We start from the raw sequence: 15,678 nt of genomic DNA, 5'->3' as shown, positions 1-15,678 counted from the left end.
AGTTCGGCTCCCAGGTAACTCGCACAAACGCGCCCTACGGTCGCGGCGTGTCAGCATCGGAATCCGTCGGCATCGACGAGAAACGAAAGCAAGTATTCCGCCGAGTGGGACTGGTGGCCACAGGGGCCGTGCTCGCGGTCGTGGTCAGGGTCGCCATGTTCGACCACGAGTCCACCGACTACAAATTCTTCGTCAAAGGCTGGTATGAATTCATTTCCACGCACGGTGGATTCGGCGCTCTCAAGTACAGCTTTGCGGACTACAACGTCCCATACCTGTACCTGATCGCAGCGTTGACCTATCTGCCGATACCCGCACTCATCGGGGTCAAGATCATCTCGGTGGTGTTCGACCTGGTACTGGCGTACTTCACCTACCGTGTCGTCGCGCTGCGCCACACCGGCCGCCGGTTGCCGGCGCTGGCTGCCCTCAGCGTGCTGTTCCTCCCCACCGTGGCGACCAACAGCGGGATGTGGGGACAGGCCGACTCGCTCTACGCCGCGTTCGGCCTCGGCGGCGTGTACTTCCTCCTGCGTAGGCGGCCGTGGCCGGCCGGCCTCTTCTTCGGCCTGTCACTGGCCTTCAAGCTGCAGGCGGTCTTCTTGTTCCCGCTGCTTCTGGTGCTGGCATGGCGACGGTGGATCCCGTGGCGGGTACTGCTGGCCGTCCCTGGGGTCGTCCTGCTCCTTGACGTGCCGGCGTTGCTGGTCGGAGCGCCCATAGGGCGCTTGCTGTCGGTGTATGCGGAGCAGACGAGCGCATATCCGGCGCTGTCCATGCTCGCGCCGTCGATCTACCAGTTCCTCCCGGCGAGCGCCGACGCGGAGGTGATCCGGCCCATCGGTATCGCGGTGACCGGGCTGGTGATCCTCGGGCTGTGCCTCGGCGTATGGCTGAGCCGAGCGCGCCTTACGACTGCGAACGTCGTGCTGATGGGAGCAGCCGCGGCTGTCCTGGTGCCGTTTCTCCTTCCGTCGATGCACGAGCGCTACTTCTACCTGGCCGAGGTACTCACCGTGATCGCGGCGTTCTACCTGCCGCGCCGCCTCTGGTACGTGCCTGTCCTCGTACAGGTGGCCTCGTTTCTCGCCTATCGCCACGTGCTGTTCCCGGCAGCGGATTCGACGCCTCCGGGAGACCTGCCAGGAGGGCCCGGCCTTCCCGTATCCGACGGGCAGGCGACGCCCGGGGACATGTCGGGCGGTATGCCGGGCGGAATGTCGAGCCAGTACGCGCCCACCCTGGAATTCCGGATCCTCGCTGCGCTTATGGCAGTTGCGGTCGTATCCGTGGTGTGGACGGCATTACGCGAGTTCCGGCGAGACTCCCCGCCGGAAGCACAGAAAACACAAATTCACGATGCGTTGAGTACGCGGTAATCCATCAGTTTCACTGCGGAATTTCCACAGCCAATCCGAGGGAGTCAGAACATGTACGTGGCAGCCGCCGATCAGCCAGGAGGTCTCGCCGGCTTGGTGGTGGACATCATGGACGAGCTGGGGGGACCGGGCGCGGCGCTCCTCGTCGGCATCGACAACATCTTCCCGCCGATGCCGAGCGAACTGGTGCTGCCACTGGCCGGTTTCGCCGCGAGCCAGGGCACGATGAGCCTGTTCATGGCGCTGTTCTGGACCACCCTCGGCTCCGTCGCCGGCGCCCTGCTCACCTACTGGCTGGGCGCGTGGCTCGGCCGCGACCGCGTGCGCTCTCTGATCACTCGCGCGCCCCTGATGAAGCCGTCAGACTTCGACCGCACGGAACGCTGGTTCCTCAAACACGGCACGAAGGCGGTGTTCTTCGGCCGGATGGTGCCCCTGTTCCGCAGCCTCATCTCGCTGCCGGCAGGCGTCGAACGGATGCCTGTGCTGCGGTTCCTGTCCCTGACCACGCTCGGCAGCCTGATCTGGAACGCGGGCTTCGTCGTGGCCGGCTACCAACTGGGTGCCAACTGGCAGGACGTCGACGAGTACGCGGGCATCTTCCAAAAGGTGGTCATCGCAGTCGTCGCACTGGCAATCGTCGTGTTCGTGGCGGTCCGGATACGCGAACGGAGACGAAGCCAGGGTTGAACTCGGCTGGCATGTTCGGCCCGCCGCCTCACTCTCCATCTGCCCGAACGCTGGTCCTGGTGGGACGACTTCACCCAGTTCTTCGACCTCGTGCACGCGCCGCCACCCGCCGTCGAGAAGGCCCTGACTACCCCGCCCTCAAGGGCCTGAGATCTCCGAGCATGTGGAAAAGCCGGGCAGACCAGCGGGCACACCCCATGCCCGAATCCGCAGCTCAACCTCGGACCGCCCACGAACCACCCGAAACGGACCTCCGAAATCAAGCTGATGGATCCGGGCTCAGCGAATGCGGCCCGGACGCGCCCGTGGTGGGATCCGACGGTTCTCTCCGCCCTCGGCGATGTGCCACTACAGACGCCAAGCGTCAGTGAGCTCTTTCAGCGTGGCCACTGATCGAGTGACGGCGTCGGCGTCCGCAACGGACAAGGCTCCTATGCCGTTGAGGGAGGTGTTCGACGTCTCAACTCATCGGCGCAGGAGCCTTGTTGGTTCCCTATCCTGCCGCACTCGACCTGCCCCATGCCCTGGTCGAGTGGGTCACCATGCTCATCGTCACCCGCGAGGGTGACCGCCGCTGCAAACTCCCGCCGCACCAGCGTGCCCTGGTCGGTCTGGTGTACCTGCGGCGGCACGACACCCTCGCCCAGCTCGCGGCTGGCTTCGGTATCTCGGTGGGCACCGCCCACGCCTACACGGCAGCCGTCATCGACTTGCTCGCCGACCGGGCACCCGGGCTCCTGCGGGCCCTGCGCGAAGCCGACCCCGACCACGTCCTGCTGGACGGCACCCTCGCGGAGTGCGACCGGGTCGGCGACAGCCGGGCCGACTTCTCCCAAAAACACCGACGCCACGGGGTGAACGTGCAGGTGGTAACGGATCCAGCAGGACAACTGCTGTGGATTTCGCCCGCCCTGCCCGGCCGCGCGCACGACCTGAGCGCGGCCCGCGAGCCCGGCCCTCCAGCTCGTCAATCAGCCGGTTGTCCACATACTCCGCCGGCGCCTCAGACGGCTCGACGGCCTCGGACTCGGTCACGTTGTTGCTGGTCATCGATGCATCTTCCAGGGCCGCCGCGGTCCCGGCGTAGTCGTTGAATCCCCGCAGGATCTCCAGCGCGGCCCGTGTCAGCGCCACGGCCTCCTCGCGGTCGCCGTGTGCCCAGACCACATAGCCCAGTGCCCACCTCGCGTAGGACCCGCCCAGACGCTCCCTGTGTGCTTCCGCGAGCCGTACCGCGCGCCTGGCGGTCTCCTCGGCCGAGCGCGGATCCCCAAGGTAGGCCTGCGATCGCCAGCTGGAAAAGCCAGAACAGCCCCTCCGCTCCTTCGCCCGCCACCTCGTGCGCGGCCAGCGCCCCCTCGTACAGGGGCACGGCCTGCGCCATCCGCCCCCGGAAGGTCGCCGACGCGCCGCGATAGCCCTGGATGTAGGGCCGGACCGACGGGTCGTCCAGTCGTTCGCCCAGCTCCTCGGCCTCGTCCAGCCACCGGTCGGCCGTCGCCAGATCGCCCTGGAGTATCGCCACCCAGGCGGCGGCCCACAGCGCCCTGGCCCGGACCGGGGTGGGTTCGGGCGCTGCCGCGAGGAGCCGGTCGAACTGACGGCGCCCCTCGCCGAGGAACCCGTCGGCGCACCAGTGGAAGCGCAGCGCCGCCGCCAGGCGCAGAGCGGCCTGTGCGTCGGCAGGATCCGCGACCGTGCGCTCCGGCGGGTGCGGCTCCGCCTGCCCGGGCCCTGCCGGGGCCGGCTCGGCCACGGCTGGGTGAACCCTCGCCCCGAGGTCCAGTGCCACCCGGAAGTTGCCGTGCTCGGCACGCATCCGGGTCAGAGCCTCTTCCTGGCCGGGACCGTACCAGTCGGAGGCGGTGCGCTCCGCGAGGGCGAGGAAGAAATCGCGGTGCCGCCGCAGCAGCTCCAGCTCTTCCCCCGATTCGGCGAGCCGGGCCCGTCCGTACGTGCGGATGGTTTCCAGCAGCCGGTAGCGGGGCAGATCTTCGCGTTTGCAGGTCAGGACGACAGACTGGGACACCAACCGGTCGATGAGGTCCAGCACCTCATGCGCCGCGATACCGTCCTGTGCGCAGACGTATTCGGCGGCGTCCAGGGCGAAGCTGCCGGTGAAGACAGACAGCCGGTTCCACAGCAGTTGTTCGGCGGGCGTGCACAGCTCATAACTCCACTCGATCATCCCGCGCAATGTGCGCTGCCGTGGAAGGGTGGTCCTGCAGCCGCCGGTGAGCAGCGCGAAACGGTCCTCCAGACGCTCCACGACCTGCTCGACGGTCAGCGTCCGCAGCCGCGACGCGGCCAGTTCGATGGCCAGGGGCAGCCCGTCCAGGTCGGCGCACAGCCGGGTGGCCTGCATCCGGTTGGCGTCGGTGATGCGGAAGTCCGGCCGGATGGCGGCGGCTCGCTCCTGCAGCAGTTCGACCGCCTCGTCCGGTATCGACAGCGGAGGGACGACGGAGACGTTCTCGCCCGTGACCCCCAGCGTCTGGCGGCTCGTCGCCAGGATGCGCAGCTCCGGACAGGCCGACAGCAGCGTCTTCGCCACCCCGGCGGATGCATCGATCAAGTGTTCGCAGTTGTCCAGCACGATCAGTGCCCGGTGGCGGGCCAGGTGGTGCGTGAGCTGGTCAAGGGCGGGCTTGGCGCCGTAGTCCGGAACCCGTAGCGCACCCGCGGTCGCGGCGTCCACCGCCGACGGGTCGCGTACCGCGGCCAGGTCGACGATCCACACGCCGTCCGGGAACGCCTTCCTTGAGGCCGCGGCGGCGGCAAGTGCCAGCCGTGTCTTGCCCACGCCGCCCGCTCCAGTGAGCGTCACCAGCCGACCGACGCCCAGCAGGCGGCGAATCTCGGCCACCTCGCGGCGCCTGCCGACGAAGCTGTTGAGGGCCGTGGGCAGATTGCCCACGGCCGGAAGGACCGTGATCACGGCTCGACCCCATGCATCGACGGACAAATACCCAGGAGGCTAGCAAGAGCCCCGAATGCCACTGCATCCAGGCACCGGCCGGAACCGACGCCGCGCAAGGCGCCGCTGGTGGCCGCCTGGGCCGGGTTGGCGACGAGCGCCGCCGCCGATGCGACCAGGGCCGCGAGCGCCACAGACAGGTGTCTGCGGTTGAGACCATGTCTGCGCATGGAGCCTCGTTCCTTGAATAGGAGTTTCCCGTCGGCCCTCGTCAGAGACTGTCCGGAGTGTCGATGGGCGCCTCGATCCCCTGCTGTTCGTGATACCGAACGAGGGTCGAGGCGTCGAGCGCGCGGGAGGATGGAGAGCGACCAGGATCTACATCCGTGGCGGACCTCAGTTCCTCACGATGCGCCACCGGTTGTCGGCGGTGCCGTCGTCCGAGTCCTGGATGGCGAACGCGCCGAGAGCGGTGGAGTCGTTCGCGATGGCGAGCAGCTTGCCGCTGTTCTCGTTGCGGATCTTGTAGGTCCCGTTCCCTTGGTCGAGCAGCGTCCATCTGTGGTCGGCGGTGCCGTTGTCCGACCACTGCAGGACGGTCGCGTCGTCTGCCGTGGACATGTTCAAGACGCCGAGCACCTTGCCGCTGTGGGCGTTGCGGAAGCGGACCGCGTTTCCATCGGTGATCATGAACCAGTCGTGGTCGGCGGTGCCGTTGTCCGACCACTGCAGAGCGCGGCCACCGTCGGCCGTGGACATGTTCTGGATGCCCAGCAGGAGACCGCTGGCCACGTTGACGAGACGGACGCTGCCGCCGGCGTTCCAGTAGACGGTGTAGTTGTGGCCGTGCGCGTCGTGGAACGGGCCCAGGTTGACGGTGGAGCCGTTGGCGGTGGCGGTGAAGGCGAGCGAGCTGCTGCTGGTCCGTGTGATCGAGGACGTGTTCAGCGACGGCAGAGAGCTGAGCGAGGAGTTGCCGTAGTTGCCGGACAGGACCACCGGGCCGTAGGTGATCGCGGCGACGTTCGCGTTGTCGTTGGCCGTTCGCATGACGATCCGCATGGGCAGGCGGACGGTGACCGTGTCGCCGGAGGTCCAGGAGCGGGTCAGAGTGGCGTAACTGCCCGGCGTGGTGGTGATGTTCTGCCGCGTGCCGTTGACGCTGATCGTGGCCTCGGCGGTCCAGCTCGGGATGCGGATGCGCATCGCCCAGGTTCCGCTGACGTTACCGGTGACCTGCAGGGTCGTGGTGTCGCTGACGGGGTAGGTCGTGGTCTGGGTGACCGTGATTCCGCGCTCCGACCAATTGAGCACCGAGGGCACGAACATGTTCACGATCAGCGTGTTGTCACTGCGGTAGTAGATGGAGTCCATCAGCCTGGTGTGCATCTCCAGGCCCGTGCCCTGACAGCACCAGAAAGTGCCGTAGTCGGTGCTCCAGGTGCCGCCGCCCCACGCCGGGCCGACACCGCGTCGGCCGCCCGGGTTGAGCGGCGTGAAGTAAGTGACGTGACCGTGGTCGTCGGCCGGGTTCTGCTGGCCGATCATGTGGTTCAGCCATGCCCGCTCGTAGTAGTCGAACAGCGCGGCCCGGTTCGGGTCCAGCGCGAACAACTCCCGGGTGAGGAGGAGCATGTTGAAGGTGTTGCAGCTTTCGCAGGTGTCGTTGTTCAGGAAACCGGCGATGGCGTTCGGGGCGCGGAAGTGCTCCGCCTGGCTGTTGCCGCCGATGGCATAGGTGTGCGCGTTGACGGTGATGTTCCAGGCGTTGGTGGCGATGTCCCGGTAGCGGGTGGTGCCGGTGGCCTTGTACTCCCGGGCGGCCCCGATCCACTTGGGGACCTGCGTGTTGGCGTGCAGTCCGCTGAGCCGGTCCTGGTTGGACGCCAGCGGGTCGAACACCGCGGCGTGGTCGAACCGCTGGGCGACGGTGAGCCACCGCGCGTTGCCTGTCTGCTGGTAGAGATCGGTCAGCACGGTGTTCATGCCGCCGAACTCGGTCTGCAGCATGGCCTGCATCTGCTGGCTGCTCAGTCGGCCGGTGCGCGAGTCGACCCATCCCGCCAGGGCGAGCAGCACGTCACGCGCCTGTGTGCTGCCGATGTGGCGCCATACGTCCAGCAGGCCGACGAGGGTCTTGTGGATGGTGTAGTACGGCACGTTGCCGTTGCTCAGGGTCCGCTGTTCGAGAGCGGTGAAGTCGGACTCGGGGTAGCCGGAGAGGTAGCCGGCGTTGAAACCGGCGGCGCTGTTGTTGGCCTGGCACTTGGCCAACTCCGCCACCATGTAGGTGGCCTTGTCCCGGCAGGTGGTGTCCCCGGTCACGGCGTACAGCTGTGCCCATGCCGTGAGGAAGTGCCCCTGGACGTGGGTGCGGAAGGGGAAGTTCGGCGCGTCCCAGCCGCCGGTGGCGGCCGCGCCGTTGGTGGACAGCCGGTGGTTGGCGCGGAAGTTGTACAGCAGTCGGTCGACATCGACGAACCGCAGGTAGTTCTGCGTACGGTTCTGGTTGTCCAGCCACCGGCTCGCGGTGAGCCGGACCTGGCCGAATTCGAAGGGGTGCGCGGAGACCCCGATGTCGGCCCTTGCGGGAGGGACGACCGCCGCGTGGGCGGGAAATGCGCCGATGAAGGATCCGGTGGCAGAGGCGGCGACGGTGGCCCCGGCTATTTGCAGGAGGCGGCGTCTGCTGACGGAGGAGGCCATCTTGCACCTTTCGGTGAGGAGAGAGCGATAGCTCGGTCGTTGATCTGTTGGCTCATATGGCCGACGGGCGACGGCATCGTGGCGGAGGTGGTGGTGTGGGACACCGCCCTCGCCACCATGCCGGCGAGACGTGAGGTGCAGGAGACTCATCCGGCCCGCCAGGCAAGGCGACCTGGCGGTGTGTGTCCGGAAGGCGCCCTGGCACCGAGTCAGACATTGGAGGTGCCGAGGCCGGTGTCGGCGTACGCCTGCGACAGCATGATGAGGAAGTGGCGGGTGGAGCGACCGCGGGGGGCGCGGAGAGAAGGCCGCGCCGCCGCGGGTGGGCCCCGCGACAGCACGACAGGGTGGGCCGGACAGGTCAGGCCCAGGGGATGATCACCGTGAAGGAGCTGTCGGCTCGGAACGTGTCGGTGTTCTGGTAAGGGTCCACGCGCAGCGCGTAGTTGTAGTGGCGGAGGTAGCGGCCGGGGTAGTTGTACGACTCCAGGCTGACGGAGCCGGATGTGCTGCCGGGGCGGGCGCAGTAGGTGGCGTCCTTGTTGAAGGTGTCGGTGCCGTTGCTCGCGTCGAAGCGGATCCGGTAGTCCCAGTGGCGGAGATAGCGGCCGGCGGAGTCACGGAAGGAGTAGCAGTTGGCGTCCGCGAGGCCGGGCACGACGGTGAAGGTCGCGCTCTGCTTGACGGCGGTGCTGCTGGAGGCGCTCACCGGGTCGACGTAGCCGAGGCTGTCGGAGCGCACCACGGCGGACCGCCCGGGGAAGTTGACCGACTGCAGTGACCTGGTGGTGTTGGTGGGCAGGGTGACACCGCCGGCGACCGTCTCCTTGAGCACGGTGGCGTGGCGTATGAAGCCGGTCAGGCCGGGCACCTCGGTGGGCGTGGTCCAGGTGGCGAAGTTGTCGTAGCTGTCGCTGTACCAGTACTTGCCGGCGCGGTAGCCGTCGTAGTAGATGCGCCAGCCGCCGTTGTCGAGCTGGACCAGGGCCGGGCCCTCGACCCAGTCGCCGAAGCCGGCCCAGTTGCCCGTCTTCCGCATGGTGTACGGGCCGGTGAGGCTGGAGGCGGTGGCGTACTCGATGTACTTCGTCGTCTCGTTCTTGGTGAACGCGTGGTACGTGGAGCCGACCTTGACGACGAAGGTGTCGATGTAGTTCGGGCCGATGCCGGAGAGCTGGGTGGGGGCCGACCAGGTGGTCAGCGCGGCATTGGTCGCCGTGATCTTCCAGGCGGTGAAGTGGGTGCCGGAGCTCGCCGACGTCAGCGACATGATGACGTTGACGCTGCCGTCGCTGTCGACGAACCACTCCGGCGCCCAGGTGCGGGTCAACCCGCTGACCGGGATCGTGTAGTTGTACAGGAACGTCCAGTTCACCCGGTCGGTGCTCCGGGCGAAACCGATCGTGTTCCCGGTCCAGTTGGTGGTGTAGGTGATGTAGTAGAAGCCGTCGGTGTGCTTGAAGATGCTGGGGTCCCGGATGAGACCGGACGGCGGGGTGTAGGCGGGGCCCTTCCGCAGGGTGAATTTGGTGGCGTCCGGCGAGTCGTACACATACATGTTCGACTCGCTGCTGTTGGTGAACGCGGTCATCGTGTACCGCGTGGCCTGTCCGGCCGGTGGGGCGGCGGCCGTGGCGGTGCCCTGAAGGGCGGGGGCACTCAGCAGGAGCAGCAGCGGGCCCAGCAGGGCGAGCAGCGTTCTTACGGTTCTGTTCAACTCTTCCTCCGGGCTCGGCCAGTCCGCTTGGCCGATCGCCGTGGTGCGGGGCGTGATTGTTCGATATTGAGAACAATGTGCGGCACTTCGAGCAGAAGATAAGTTTCAGTCATGGTTCCGTCAATGTTTCCGACGGGTTCCGTTCTGGTGCAGTTCGCGCCGCCCGGGTAACGGAAAAGCCGTACTGCCGCATGCGTTGACTTCCGTACGGGGCACCCTTTACGTTCGGCGCCGACCAGTTCCGCAGATCGACGCACGTTCGGAATCCGGACATTCGCGGTGTGAGAGCGGCAAGGCCTCCGGACGGAACCCGTCGCGGTGACTCACACCAGATCGCGGTGCCGCCGGCGCCGATGGGCTGGGCGTCCTGGAGCACCGGCGCCACGGGCACCAAGGTCGTCGACATCGCCTTCACCAACGGCGGCAACGCGGCCCGTACGGCCCTCCTCCAGGTCAACGGCCCGCTACCCGCCACGGTCTCCTTCCCGCCGCCCGTCAGCGGGGCCGTGGCTCTCGACCACGGCCCCGGCCACGGGGCGCAGGGTTCTGACCCAGTGATGTACCGCTAGACGGCTGTCGCGTTGAGCGCCATCAGGAGACGGTGAACGTCTGGTGGTCGGCGCCGTACGGGTGTTGCTCCAGTCGGTCGCCCTGGGCGCTGCCCGCGGTGAGGTAGAGACCGCTGTGGCGGTTGAGGAGCCGGATACGGCCGTTGCCCGCGTCTTCGGCCAGCCATTCGTCGTTGGTGTTCGCGTTGGCTTCGTACGGGTACTGGACGGCCTTGGCGCCCGCGTCGCGGGAGGCCCACCGGATGACGACGTCCTTGCCGCTCGCCTGGTTGACGATCCGCGTGTATCCGTCGCCGAGGGGCACGAACGCGAAGCGCTGGTTGGCGCCGCCGGCGCTGGGCCAGCGGATGATCTCGGCGTCGTTCGCGAGGCTCCCGCTCTTCACGTCGAGTACGTGGCTGCTGCCGGCGATGGTCACCGTGCGGTTCCCGGTCGGGACGGCCGGGACCTTGGTCAGCTTGACCACATGACCGCCGTTGGCGATCACCGGGACGCTCAGCGTGTCACCGGCCTGGATGACCTTGCTGGTGCGGCTCAGGCCGTTGGAGCCGTCGGTGGTGATCTCCGCGTGCCAGCTACCGGAGCCGAGGAACGTGGTCGGGTAGCTGGTGGTGGTGGCGCCGCCGCTCCTGAACCCTCCGACGAACCACCGGTCGCCGCTGCGGCGAGCGATGACCCCGCCGGTGAGCGGGTCGCCCGACACGTACTTCGTCTCGTCCCATGCGGTCGGCAGCATGCGCAGCCACCGCTGCGCCTCGGGCCGGGCCTGGTAGTCCGGGATGCGGCTGCCGGGCAGCATGATGCCGCTGTCCAGGAGTACGCCGAGGGCGAGTTCGGCGGCGTCGCTGTTCGGGTTGCGCTGCTGGAAGCTCATCGGCGAGTAGTCGGCCGGGCCGAGCAGGCCGCGAGTGAACGGGAGCGCGGCCACGTGCCCGGTGTTCCGTCCGCCGGGGTATTCCTCGCCGCGGACGGCCTCATTGGTCAGCACGTGCGGCCAGGTGCGGTGGACGCCGACGGACAGGCGTGAGCCGTGCAGGTCGACCATCAGCTTGTGGCGGGCGGTGTCGGCCAGGGTCGCGTCGTACCACTGCTGACGGGCCTGGGTCTCGGAACCCATGAAGTCCATCTTGACGCCGACGACACCCCACCCGGTGAGCTTGGTGAACTCGGCGTCCCGCTCGGCGGCGGTGTCCAGGTCCTGCCAGTGGTACCAGAGCATGACCTGCACGCCGCGCTCCCGGGCGTAGGCCACGAGCTCGGGAATGATCGACTGGTTGGACTTCCAGCCGTCGTCCACCAGAAGGTAGGGCCAGCCCTGCGAGGAGGCGTAGTCGGCCCACTGCTTGAGCTTGGGCAGGTCGCGCTGGGTGGGGATCATGCCGTCCAGCCACGGCCACGCGGCGACACCCGGCTTGATCCACGAGGTGTCGGAGATCTTCGACGCGGGCGCGACGTCGTCGACCAGCGTGGACTCCACGATCGTCGCCGTGCTGCCGATGGCGGCGGTGCGCCACGCTGTGGTGAACGCGCCGGATCGCGCGATCTGCGCGTCGGCCAGCGCGACGGTGAACCGGCCGGTGCCCTGGGTGTGGGCGAACCGGCCACCTGAATAGCCTCCGTCCACACCGGACTCGGCGAGCAGCACCCGCGCGCCGTTGGCCTGCTGGGCGAACATGCCCATGTCATACGAGCCCGTGGGGACGTCGGCGACGGGAGAGGTGACGTAGCCCTTCTCGTGGTCGGGAGTGAACTCCTGCCGGGACAGCTGGGCGTTGGTCGGCAGTTCGAACGAGGTCGCCTCGCGCAGCACCGTCGCACCCGACGGCAGCTCGTAGCGCAGCGCCACACCGTCCGCGGACGTGCGGACGTGCACGGTCATCTGCGCGGAGCCCTTCGCGAACACCAGTCTCGTCTCGGTCGCGGACCGCGTCCGGTCCTGGGACTTCCCCGCTTTGACCTTGTAGTTGTACGAGACGGGCGTATCCGTGCGTCTGACGAAGTCCAGTCCGGTGGTGAAGTCGGCCTGGCTGGTCACCAGCCCGATCGGAGCGGGTATCAGGGCTTGGCGGCAGTTCCAGCTCGCGCCGAGCGAGAGGGCGCCGTTCGCGTCCAGCGCCACAGTGGCGCGTACGCCGTCACAGCCCGTCTGTGCGGCACCGGGCTGGACCGAGGTCCAGCTCCCCGGCTCGGCGGCGGATGCGGGCACCGCGGTGACCGAGGAGCCTATGCCGGCGAGGACGGCGGCGGCCGTACCGGCGACGCGAATTCCGTTTCGTTGGAGGAGTCTCATGGGGCCTTCCGGGGGGTGGGGGGTCCGCCGCGCATCGCACGCGCCGGGAGTGGGAGGGAGATCTCGACTGTCGTGTGGAGCAAACCGTTCGCAGGCTGCGCAAGCGAGCTCGACGGGTCTGCTCCCTGCTGAGGCCGTACGGCCGCTCGGGCAGGCCGGTGGCCCGCAGGGCTTCGCGGTGCGGGCCACCTGGCGGGCGAGGGAATCGATCAGGCCCAAGGGCTGACCGCCGTGAAGGAACTGTCGGCGCGGAAGGTGGCGTTGTCCTGGTAGGCGTCGATGCGGAGCTCGTAGTAGTAGTGGCGGAGGTAGCGGCCGGGGTAGTTGTATGACTCCAGGCTGACCGAGCCGGTGGTCGAACCGGGCCGGGCGCAGTAGGTGGCGTCCTTGTTGAAGAGCGTCGTGCCGTTGCTCGCGTCGAAGCGGACCCGGAGGTCCTTGTGGCGCAGGTAGCGGCCGGACGAGTCACGGAACGAGTAGCACTTGGAGTCGGCCAGGCCGGGGATGACGGTGAAGGTGGCGCTCTGCTTGACCGCCGTGGTGCTGGAGGACGTCACCGGTTCGAGGTAGCCGAGGTTGTCCGACCGCACGACGGCGTAGCGGCCGGGGAAGTTGACGGACCGTAGCGAGCGCGTGGTGTTCGTCGGCAGGGCGGTGCCGGCGGTGACCGGGTCGATGCTGCTCAGGGTGGGGACGACCTTCTTGATCAGGCCGTCGGAGGCGAACTCCAGCTTGTCGATGGTGGTTTCACGGTGGGTGCCGTCGCCGCCGGGGATGGCGAAGCGGTGGTAGGCGATGTACCAGTCGTCGGTGTTCGGCACATTGACCACCGAGTGGTGGCCGGGGCCCTTGATGCCGAGCGAGAGGTCCTTCTCCAGGATCACGCCGCGCTTGGTCCAGGGGCCGGTGGGCGACGGGCCGGTGGCGTAGGCGACGCGGTAGTTCTCGTCGCGGGTGTCGTTCTCCGACCACATGAAGTAGTAGGTGCCCTTGCGCTTGATGACGAAGGTGCCCTCGTTGTAGCCGACGGGCGTGATGTCGGTGACCTTCGAGGCGTCGAAGGAGATCATGTCGTCGTTCAGCGGCACCACACGGGCGCGGCCTTGGCCCCAGTAGAGGTACGACTGGCCGTCGTCGTCCGTGAAGACCGCCGGGTCGATCATCTGGCCGGTATACGCGCCGCGGGCGATCAGCGGCTTGCCCAGGGGGTCCTTGAACGGGCCGGTGGGTGAGTCGGAGACCGCGACGCCGATGTTCGTGTCGGCGGAGTAGTAGAAGTAGTACTTGCCGTTCTTCGCCTCGATCGCCGGGGCCCAGGCCCTGATGTCGGCCCAGCTGACGTCCGGGCCCAGGTCGAGGATGACTCCGTGATCCTTCCAGTGGACCAGGTCCTTGGAGGAGTACGCCTTGAACTGCGTGCCGCTCCAGCCCGGGAAGCCGTCGGTCGTCGGGTACATGTAGTAGGTGTCGCCGAAGCGGATGATGTTCGGGTCGGCGGTGAGCCCTGGCAGGACCGGGCTCTCCGCCGCCTGGGCGGGTACGGCAGAGCCGGCAAAGCCCAACAGGAGCGAGGCGGCGGCCGCGGCGGCCAGAGCGCCCGGCCGGAACCTGCGGCGGCCGGGAGGTCTCACGCTGTGCATGGATTCACATCCCTGAAGAAGACATGGCTGTGGCAGGTGCGCGAGGCCTCGGTCAAGGTGCTGGCATTCGGCCCGTATGACATCGCGCTGGCGGTCGGCGGCGGGGAGAAGTGTCCCGTCGGGGTCGCCGGGATGGCTCGTGGAGGGGAAGCCGGCGCCTCCTCCGCTGGTGGGCGGTTGGCAGTGAGGGGGCGCCGTGAAGGCGCCGGCATCCCGGTCGGGTCAGCTCGTCACGCGAAAGGTGGCGTCGCTGCGTCCTGTCGCGGTGGTGATCGGGTCGAGGCGGAGTTGGTACCCGAAGTGCCGGATATAGCGGTCCGGGTGGTTGTACGACTGGAACGACGACCAACTGGAATCGGCGAGCCCGGCGACCTGCCGGAACGTGGCGTCCGCGGCGAACTGGGCGGTGCCGTCGTTGTAGGCGAGCTGGAAGTCGTAGTTGGAGTGCCGCAGGAAGTAGCCGGGGAAGTTCACCGACTCGAAGGAGACGGTGCCGGAGCCGGACAGGCCGGGCCTCAGGCGGAACTGGGCGTCCTCGCTGGTGATGTTCTGGTCGATGCGCACGTCGAAGTCGGCGTGTCGCACGTACCGGTCCTGGAAGTTGAAGGACTGGAGCCGCTTGGCCGGGGTGTTGGGCCAGCGGGCGAGGACGCGGGCCTCCTCGGCGGCCGTCAGGGTCAGGATCGAACCGTGGCGCTTCTTGGTGCCGCCCATGTTGTAGCTTCCCGATGCCGGGAGCTTGTAGGTGCCGGGGCTGGACGGGTTGGTCGTGGTAACCGGCATGTAGCCGCGGCCTGAGGCGTACTGGTCGAGGTACAGGGTCCACTCATTGCGGTCGCGGAACTTCATCCACATCGGGCCCTCGACCTGGGAGCCGGTCAGGCCGATGCCGGAGAGGTCGCCGAGCCTGGTCCAGGTCCCCAGGATCGAGTTGCTGCCTTCGAGGGTGATCTGGCCGTCGCCGGAGGCCCGTACGTAGCGGTAGTTGCCGACGCCTGACGGAACCTCGACGATCTGGGTGTCGATGAGTTCCTGGGTGCCGGGGCGGTCGATGTAGATCTTCGGGGTGGTGATGGAGCGGAAGTCGCTGGTGCGGGCGTAGAAGATGCGGTGCTTCGTCTTGCCGTCGAGGGGCACGTTCGTCGCCCAGTACAGGACGTAGTCGTTGGTGGCCGGGTTCCAGATCGCCTCCGGCGCCCAGGCGTTGCGCCCGTCGGGAATCGCGCCGGCGACGTTGAGCAGCCACGGCTTCGACCAGTTGACCAGGTCCGTCGACTCCCACACCACGAGGTTGCGGCTGCCGTTGTTGATGGATCCGTCCACGGTCGACCCACAGCCCCAGCACAGGTCGGTCGCGATGATCCAGTACTTGCTGCCGTCGGGGGATCTCACCAGTGCGGGGTCGCGCACCCCCTTCGTGCCGACCGTGGAGCGCAGGACCATGCCGCCGCCGTTGAGGTCGTTCCAGCGCAGGCCGTCCGTGCTGTGCGAGAGGTACATCTGCTGGTTGGCCGACCCCTCCCCGGTGAAGTGCACCATCAGGTAGCCCGGGTCGGCGGCGGCCGCCCGGTCCGGTGCGGTCAGGGCTTGGCCTGTGAGGAGGAGGCAGGCGGCGACCAATATCGCCGCCAGCCTGGCGCGAAGCGCGGACATGTACATCTCCTGTCGTTCTGCAGATGCCACCACCCGGTGAAACAGGGAGAAGCGGGGTGGCGAGGGGGGAGCTCGGTCTCAGTGTTGGGGGGACAGGACCGGCTGCTGCACGACGCG

9 protein-coding genes and 2 pseudogenes are annotated in these 15,678 nt (G+C 67.9%); 4 read left to right on the top strand and 7 right to left on the bottom strand.

Annotation, left to right across the window (positions count from 1 at the left end; translation table 11 throughout):
* The first annotated feature begins 47 nt into the window (after nt 1-47).
* The 3 genes and pseudogenes from OHT21_RS05905 to OHT21_RS05895 all read left to right on the top strand — a co-directional run.
* The gene (locus tag OHT21_RS05905) at nt 48-1,379 is read left to right on the top strand and encodes a glycosyltransferase 87 family protein (protein WP_328767176.1); all 1,332 of its coding nucleotides are present in this window, start codon (nt 48-50) and stop codon (nt 1,377-1,379) included.
* 51 nt (nt 1,380-1,430) lie between these two features.
* Nucleotides 1,431-2,069 carry a DedA family protein gene (locus OHT21_RS05900; RefSeq protein WP_328767175.1) on the top strand — a complete coding sequence of 213 codons (639 nt, stop codon included), beginning with the start codon at nt 1,431-1,433 and terminating at the stop codon, nt 2,067-2,069.
* A gap of 485 nt (nt 2,070-2,554) precedes the next feature.
* Nucleotides 2,555-3,016 (top strand): annotated as a pseudogene (locus OHT21_RS05895) (transposase family protein); the annotation flags it as partial.
* 56 nt (nt 3,017-3,072) lie between these two features.
* Here the strand turns inward: OHT21_RS05895 and OHT21_RS05890 are convergent.
* From OHT21_RS05890 to OHT21_RS05880, 3 genes are all read right to left on the bottom strand, one after another.
* Nucleotides 3,073-5,007 carry an ATP-binding protein gene (locus tag OHT21_RS05890; RefSeq protein WP_328767174.1) on the bottom strand — a complete coding sequence of 645 codons (1,935 nt, stop codon included), beginning with the start codon at nt 5,005-5,007 and terminating at the stop codon, nt 3,073-3,075.
* A gap of 375 nt (nt 5,008-5,382) precedes the next feature.
* Nucleotides 5,383-7,692 (bottom strand): beta-L-arabinofuranosidase domain-containing protein, encoded by a 2,310-nt coding sequence (locus OHT21_RS05885; RefSeq protein WP_328767173.1) that lies wholly within the window; start codon nt 7,690-7,692, stop codon nt 5,383-5,385.
* A gap of 361 nt (nt 7,693-8,053) precedes the next feature.
* Nucleotides 8,054-9,409 carry a glycoside hydrolase family 43 protein gene (locus OHT21_RS05880; RefSeq protein WP_328767172.1) on the bottom strand — a complete coding sequence of 452 codons (1,356 nt, stop codon included), beginning with the start codon at nt 9,407-9,409 and terminating at the stop codon, nt 8,054-8,056.
* 281 nt (nt 9,410-9,690) lie between these two features.
* Here OHT21_RS05880 and OHT21_RS05875 point away from each other — a divergent pair, with 281 nt between their 5' ends.
* Nucleotides 9,691-9,978, top strand: coding sequence for a hypothetical protein (locus OHT21_RS05875; protein WP_328767171.1), 288 nt, complete (start codon nt 9,691-9,693; stop codon nt 9,976-9,978).
* Between the two features lie 22 nt (nt 9,979-10,000).
* On the opposite strand, the gene OHT21_RS05870 is transcribed toward OHT21_RS05875, so the two are convergent.
* The 4 genes and pseudogenes from OHT21_RS05870 to OHT21_RS05855 form a co-directional block, all read right to left on the bottom strand.
* Nucleotides 10,001-12,268 carry a glycoside hydrolase family 97 catalytic domain-containing protein gene (locus OHT21_RS05870; protein ID WP_328767170.1) on the bottom strand — a complete coding sequence of 756 codons (2,268 nt, stop codon included), beginning with the start codon at nt 12,266-12,268 and terminating at the stop codon, nt 10,001-10,003.
* Between the two features lie 209 nt (nt 12,269-12,477).
* Complete coding sequence (locus OHT21_RS05865; RefSeq protein ID WP_328773970.1) at nt 12,478-12,918, bottom strand: AbfB domain-containing protein; 441 nt, start codon at nt 12,916-12,918, stop codon at nt 12,478-12,480.
* A 12-nt stretch (nt 12,919-12,930) separates the two neighbouring features.
* Nucleotides 12,931-13,794 (bottom strand): annotated as a pseudogene (locus OHT21_RS05860) (family 43 glycosylhydrolase); the annotation flags it as partial.
* Nucleotides 13,795-14,130: 336 nt separating this feature from the next.
* Nucleotides 14,131-15,561 carry a glycoside hydrolase family 43 protein gene (locus OHT21_RS05855; protein ID WP_328767168.1) on the bottom strand — a complete coding sequence of 477 codons (1,431 nt, stop codon included), beginning with the start codon at nt 15,559-15,561 and terminating at the stop codon, nt 14,131-14,133.
* Nucleotides 15,562-15,678 lie beyond the last annotated feature (117 nt).

Origin of the sequence: Streptomyces sp. NBC_00286, from assembly GCF_036173125.1 — a bacterium.
Taxonomy (GTDB): Bacteria; Actinomycetota; Actinomycetes; order Streptomycetales; family Streptomycetaceae; genus Streptomyces.
Note: the sequence above shows the minus strand (reverse complement) of the source record. Positions and strands in the feature narration are given on the sequence as shown.

Bases quoted from the DNA above. Each gene is read 5' to 3' on its own strand.
- OHT21_RS05870 (WP_328767170.1), bottom strand. From the start codon at position 12,268: ATGAGACTCCTCCAACGAAACGGAATTCGCGTCGCCGGTACGGCCGCC.
- OHT21_RS05855 (WP_328767168.1), bottom strand. From the start codon at position 15,561: ATGTCCGCGCTTCGCGCCAGGCTGGCGGCGATATTGGTCGCCGCCTGC.
- OHT21_RS05885 (WP_328767173.1), bottom strand. From the start codon at position 7,692: ATGGCCTCCTCCGTCAGCAGACGCCGCCTCCTGCAAATAGCCGGGGCC.
- OHT21_RS05900 (WP_328767175.1), top strand. From the start codon at position 1,431: ATGTACGTGGCAGCCGCCGATCAGCCAGGAGGTCTCGCCGGCTTGGTG.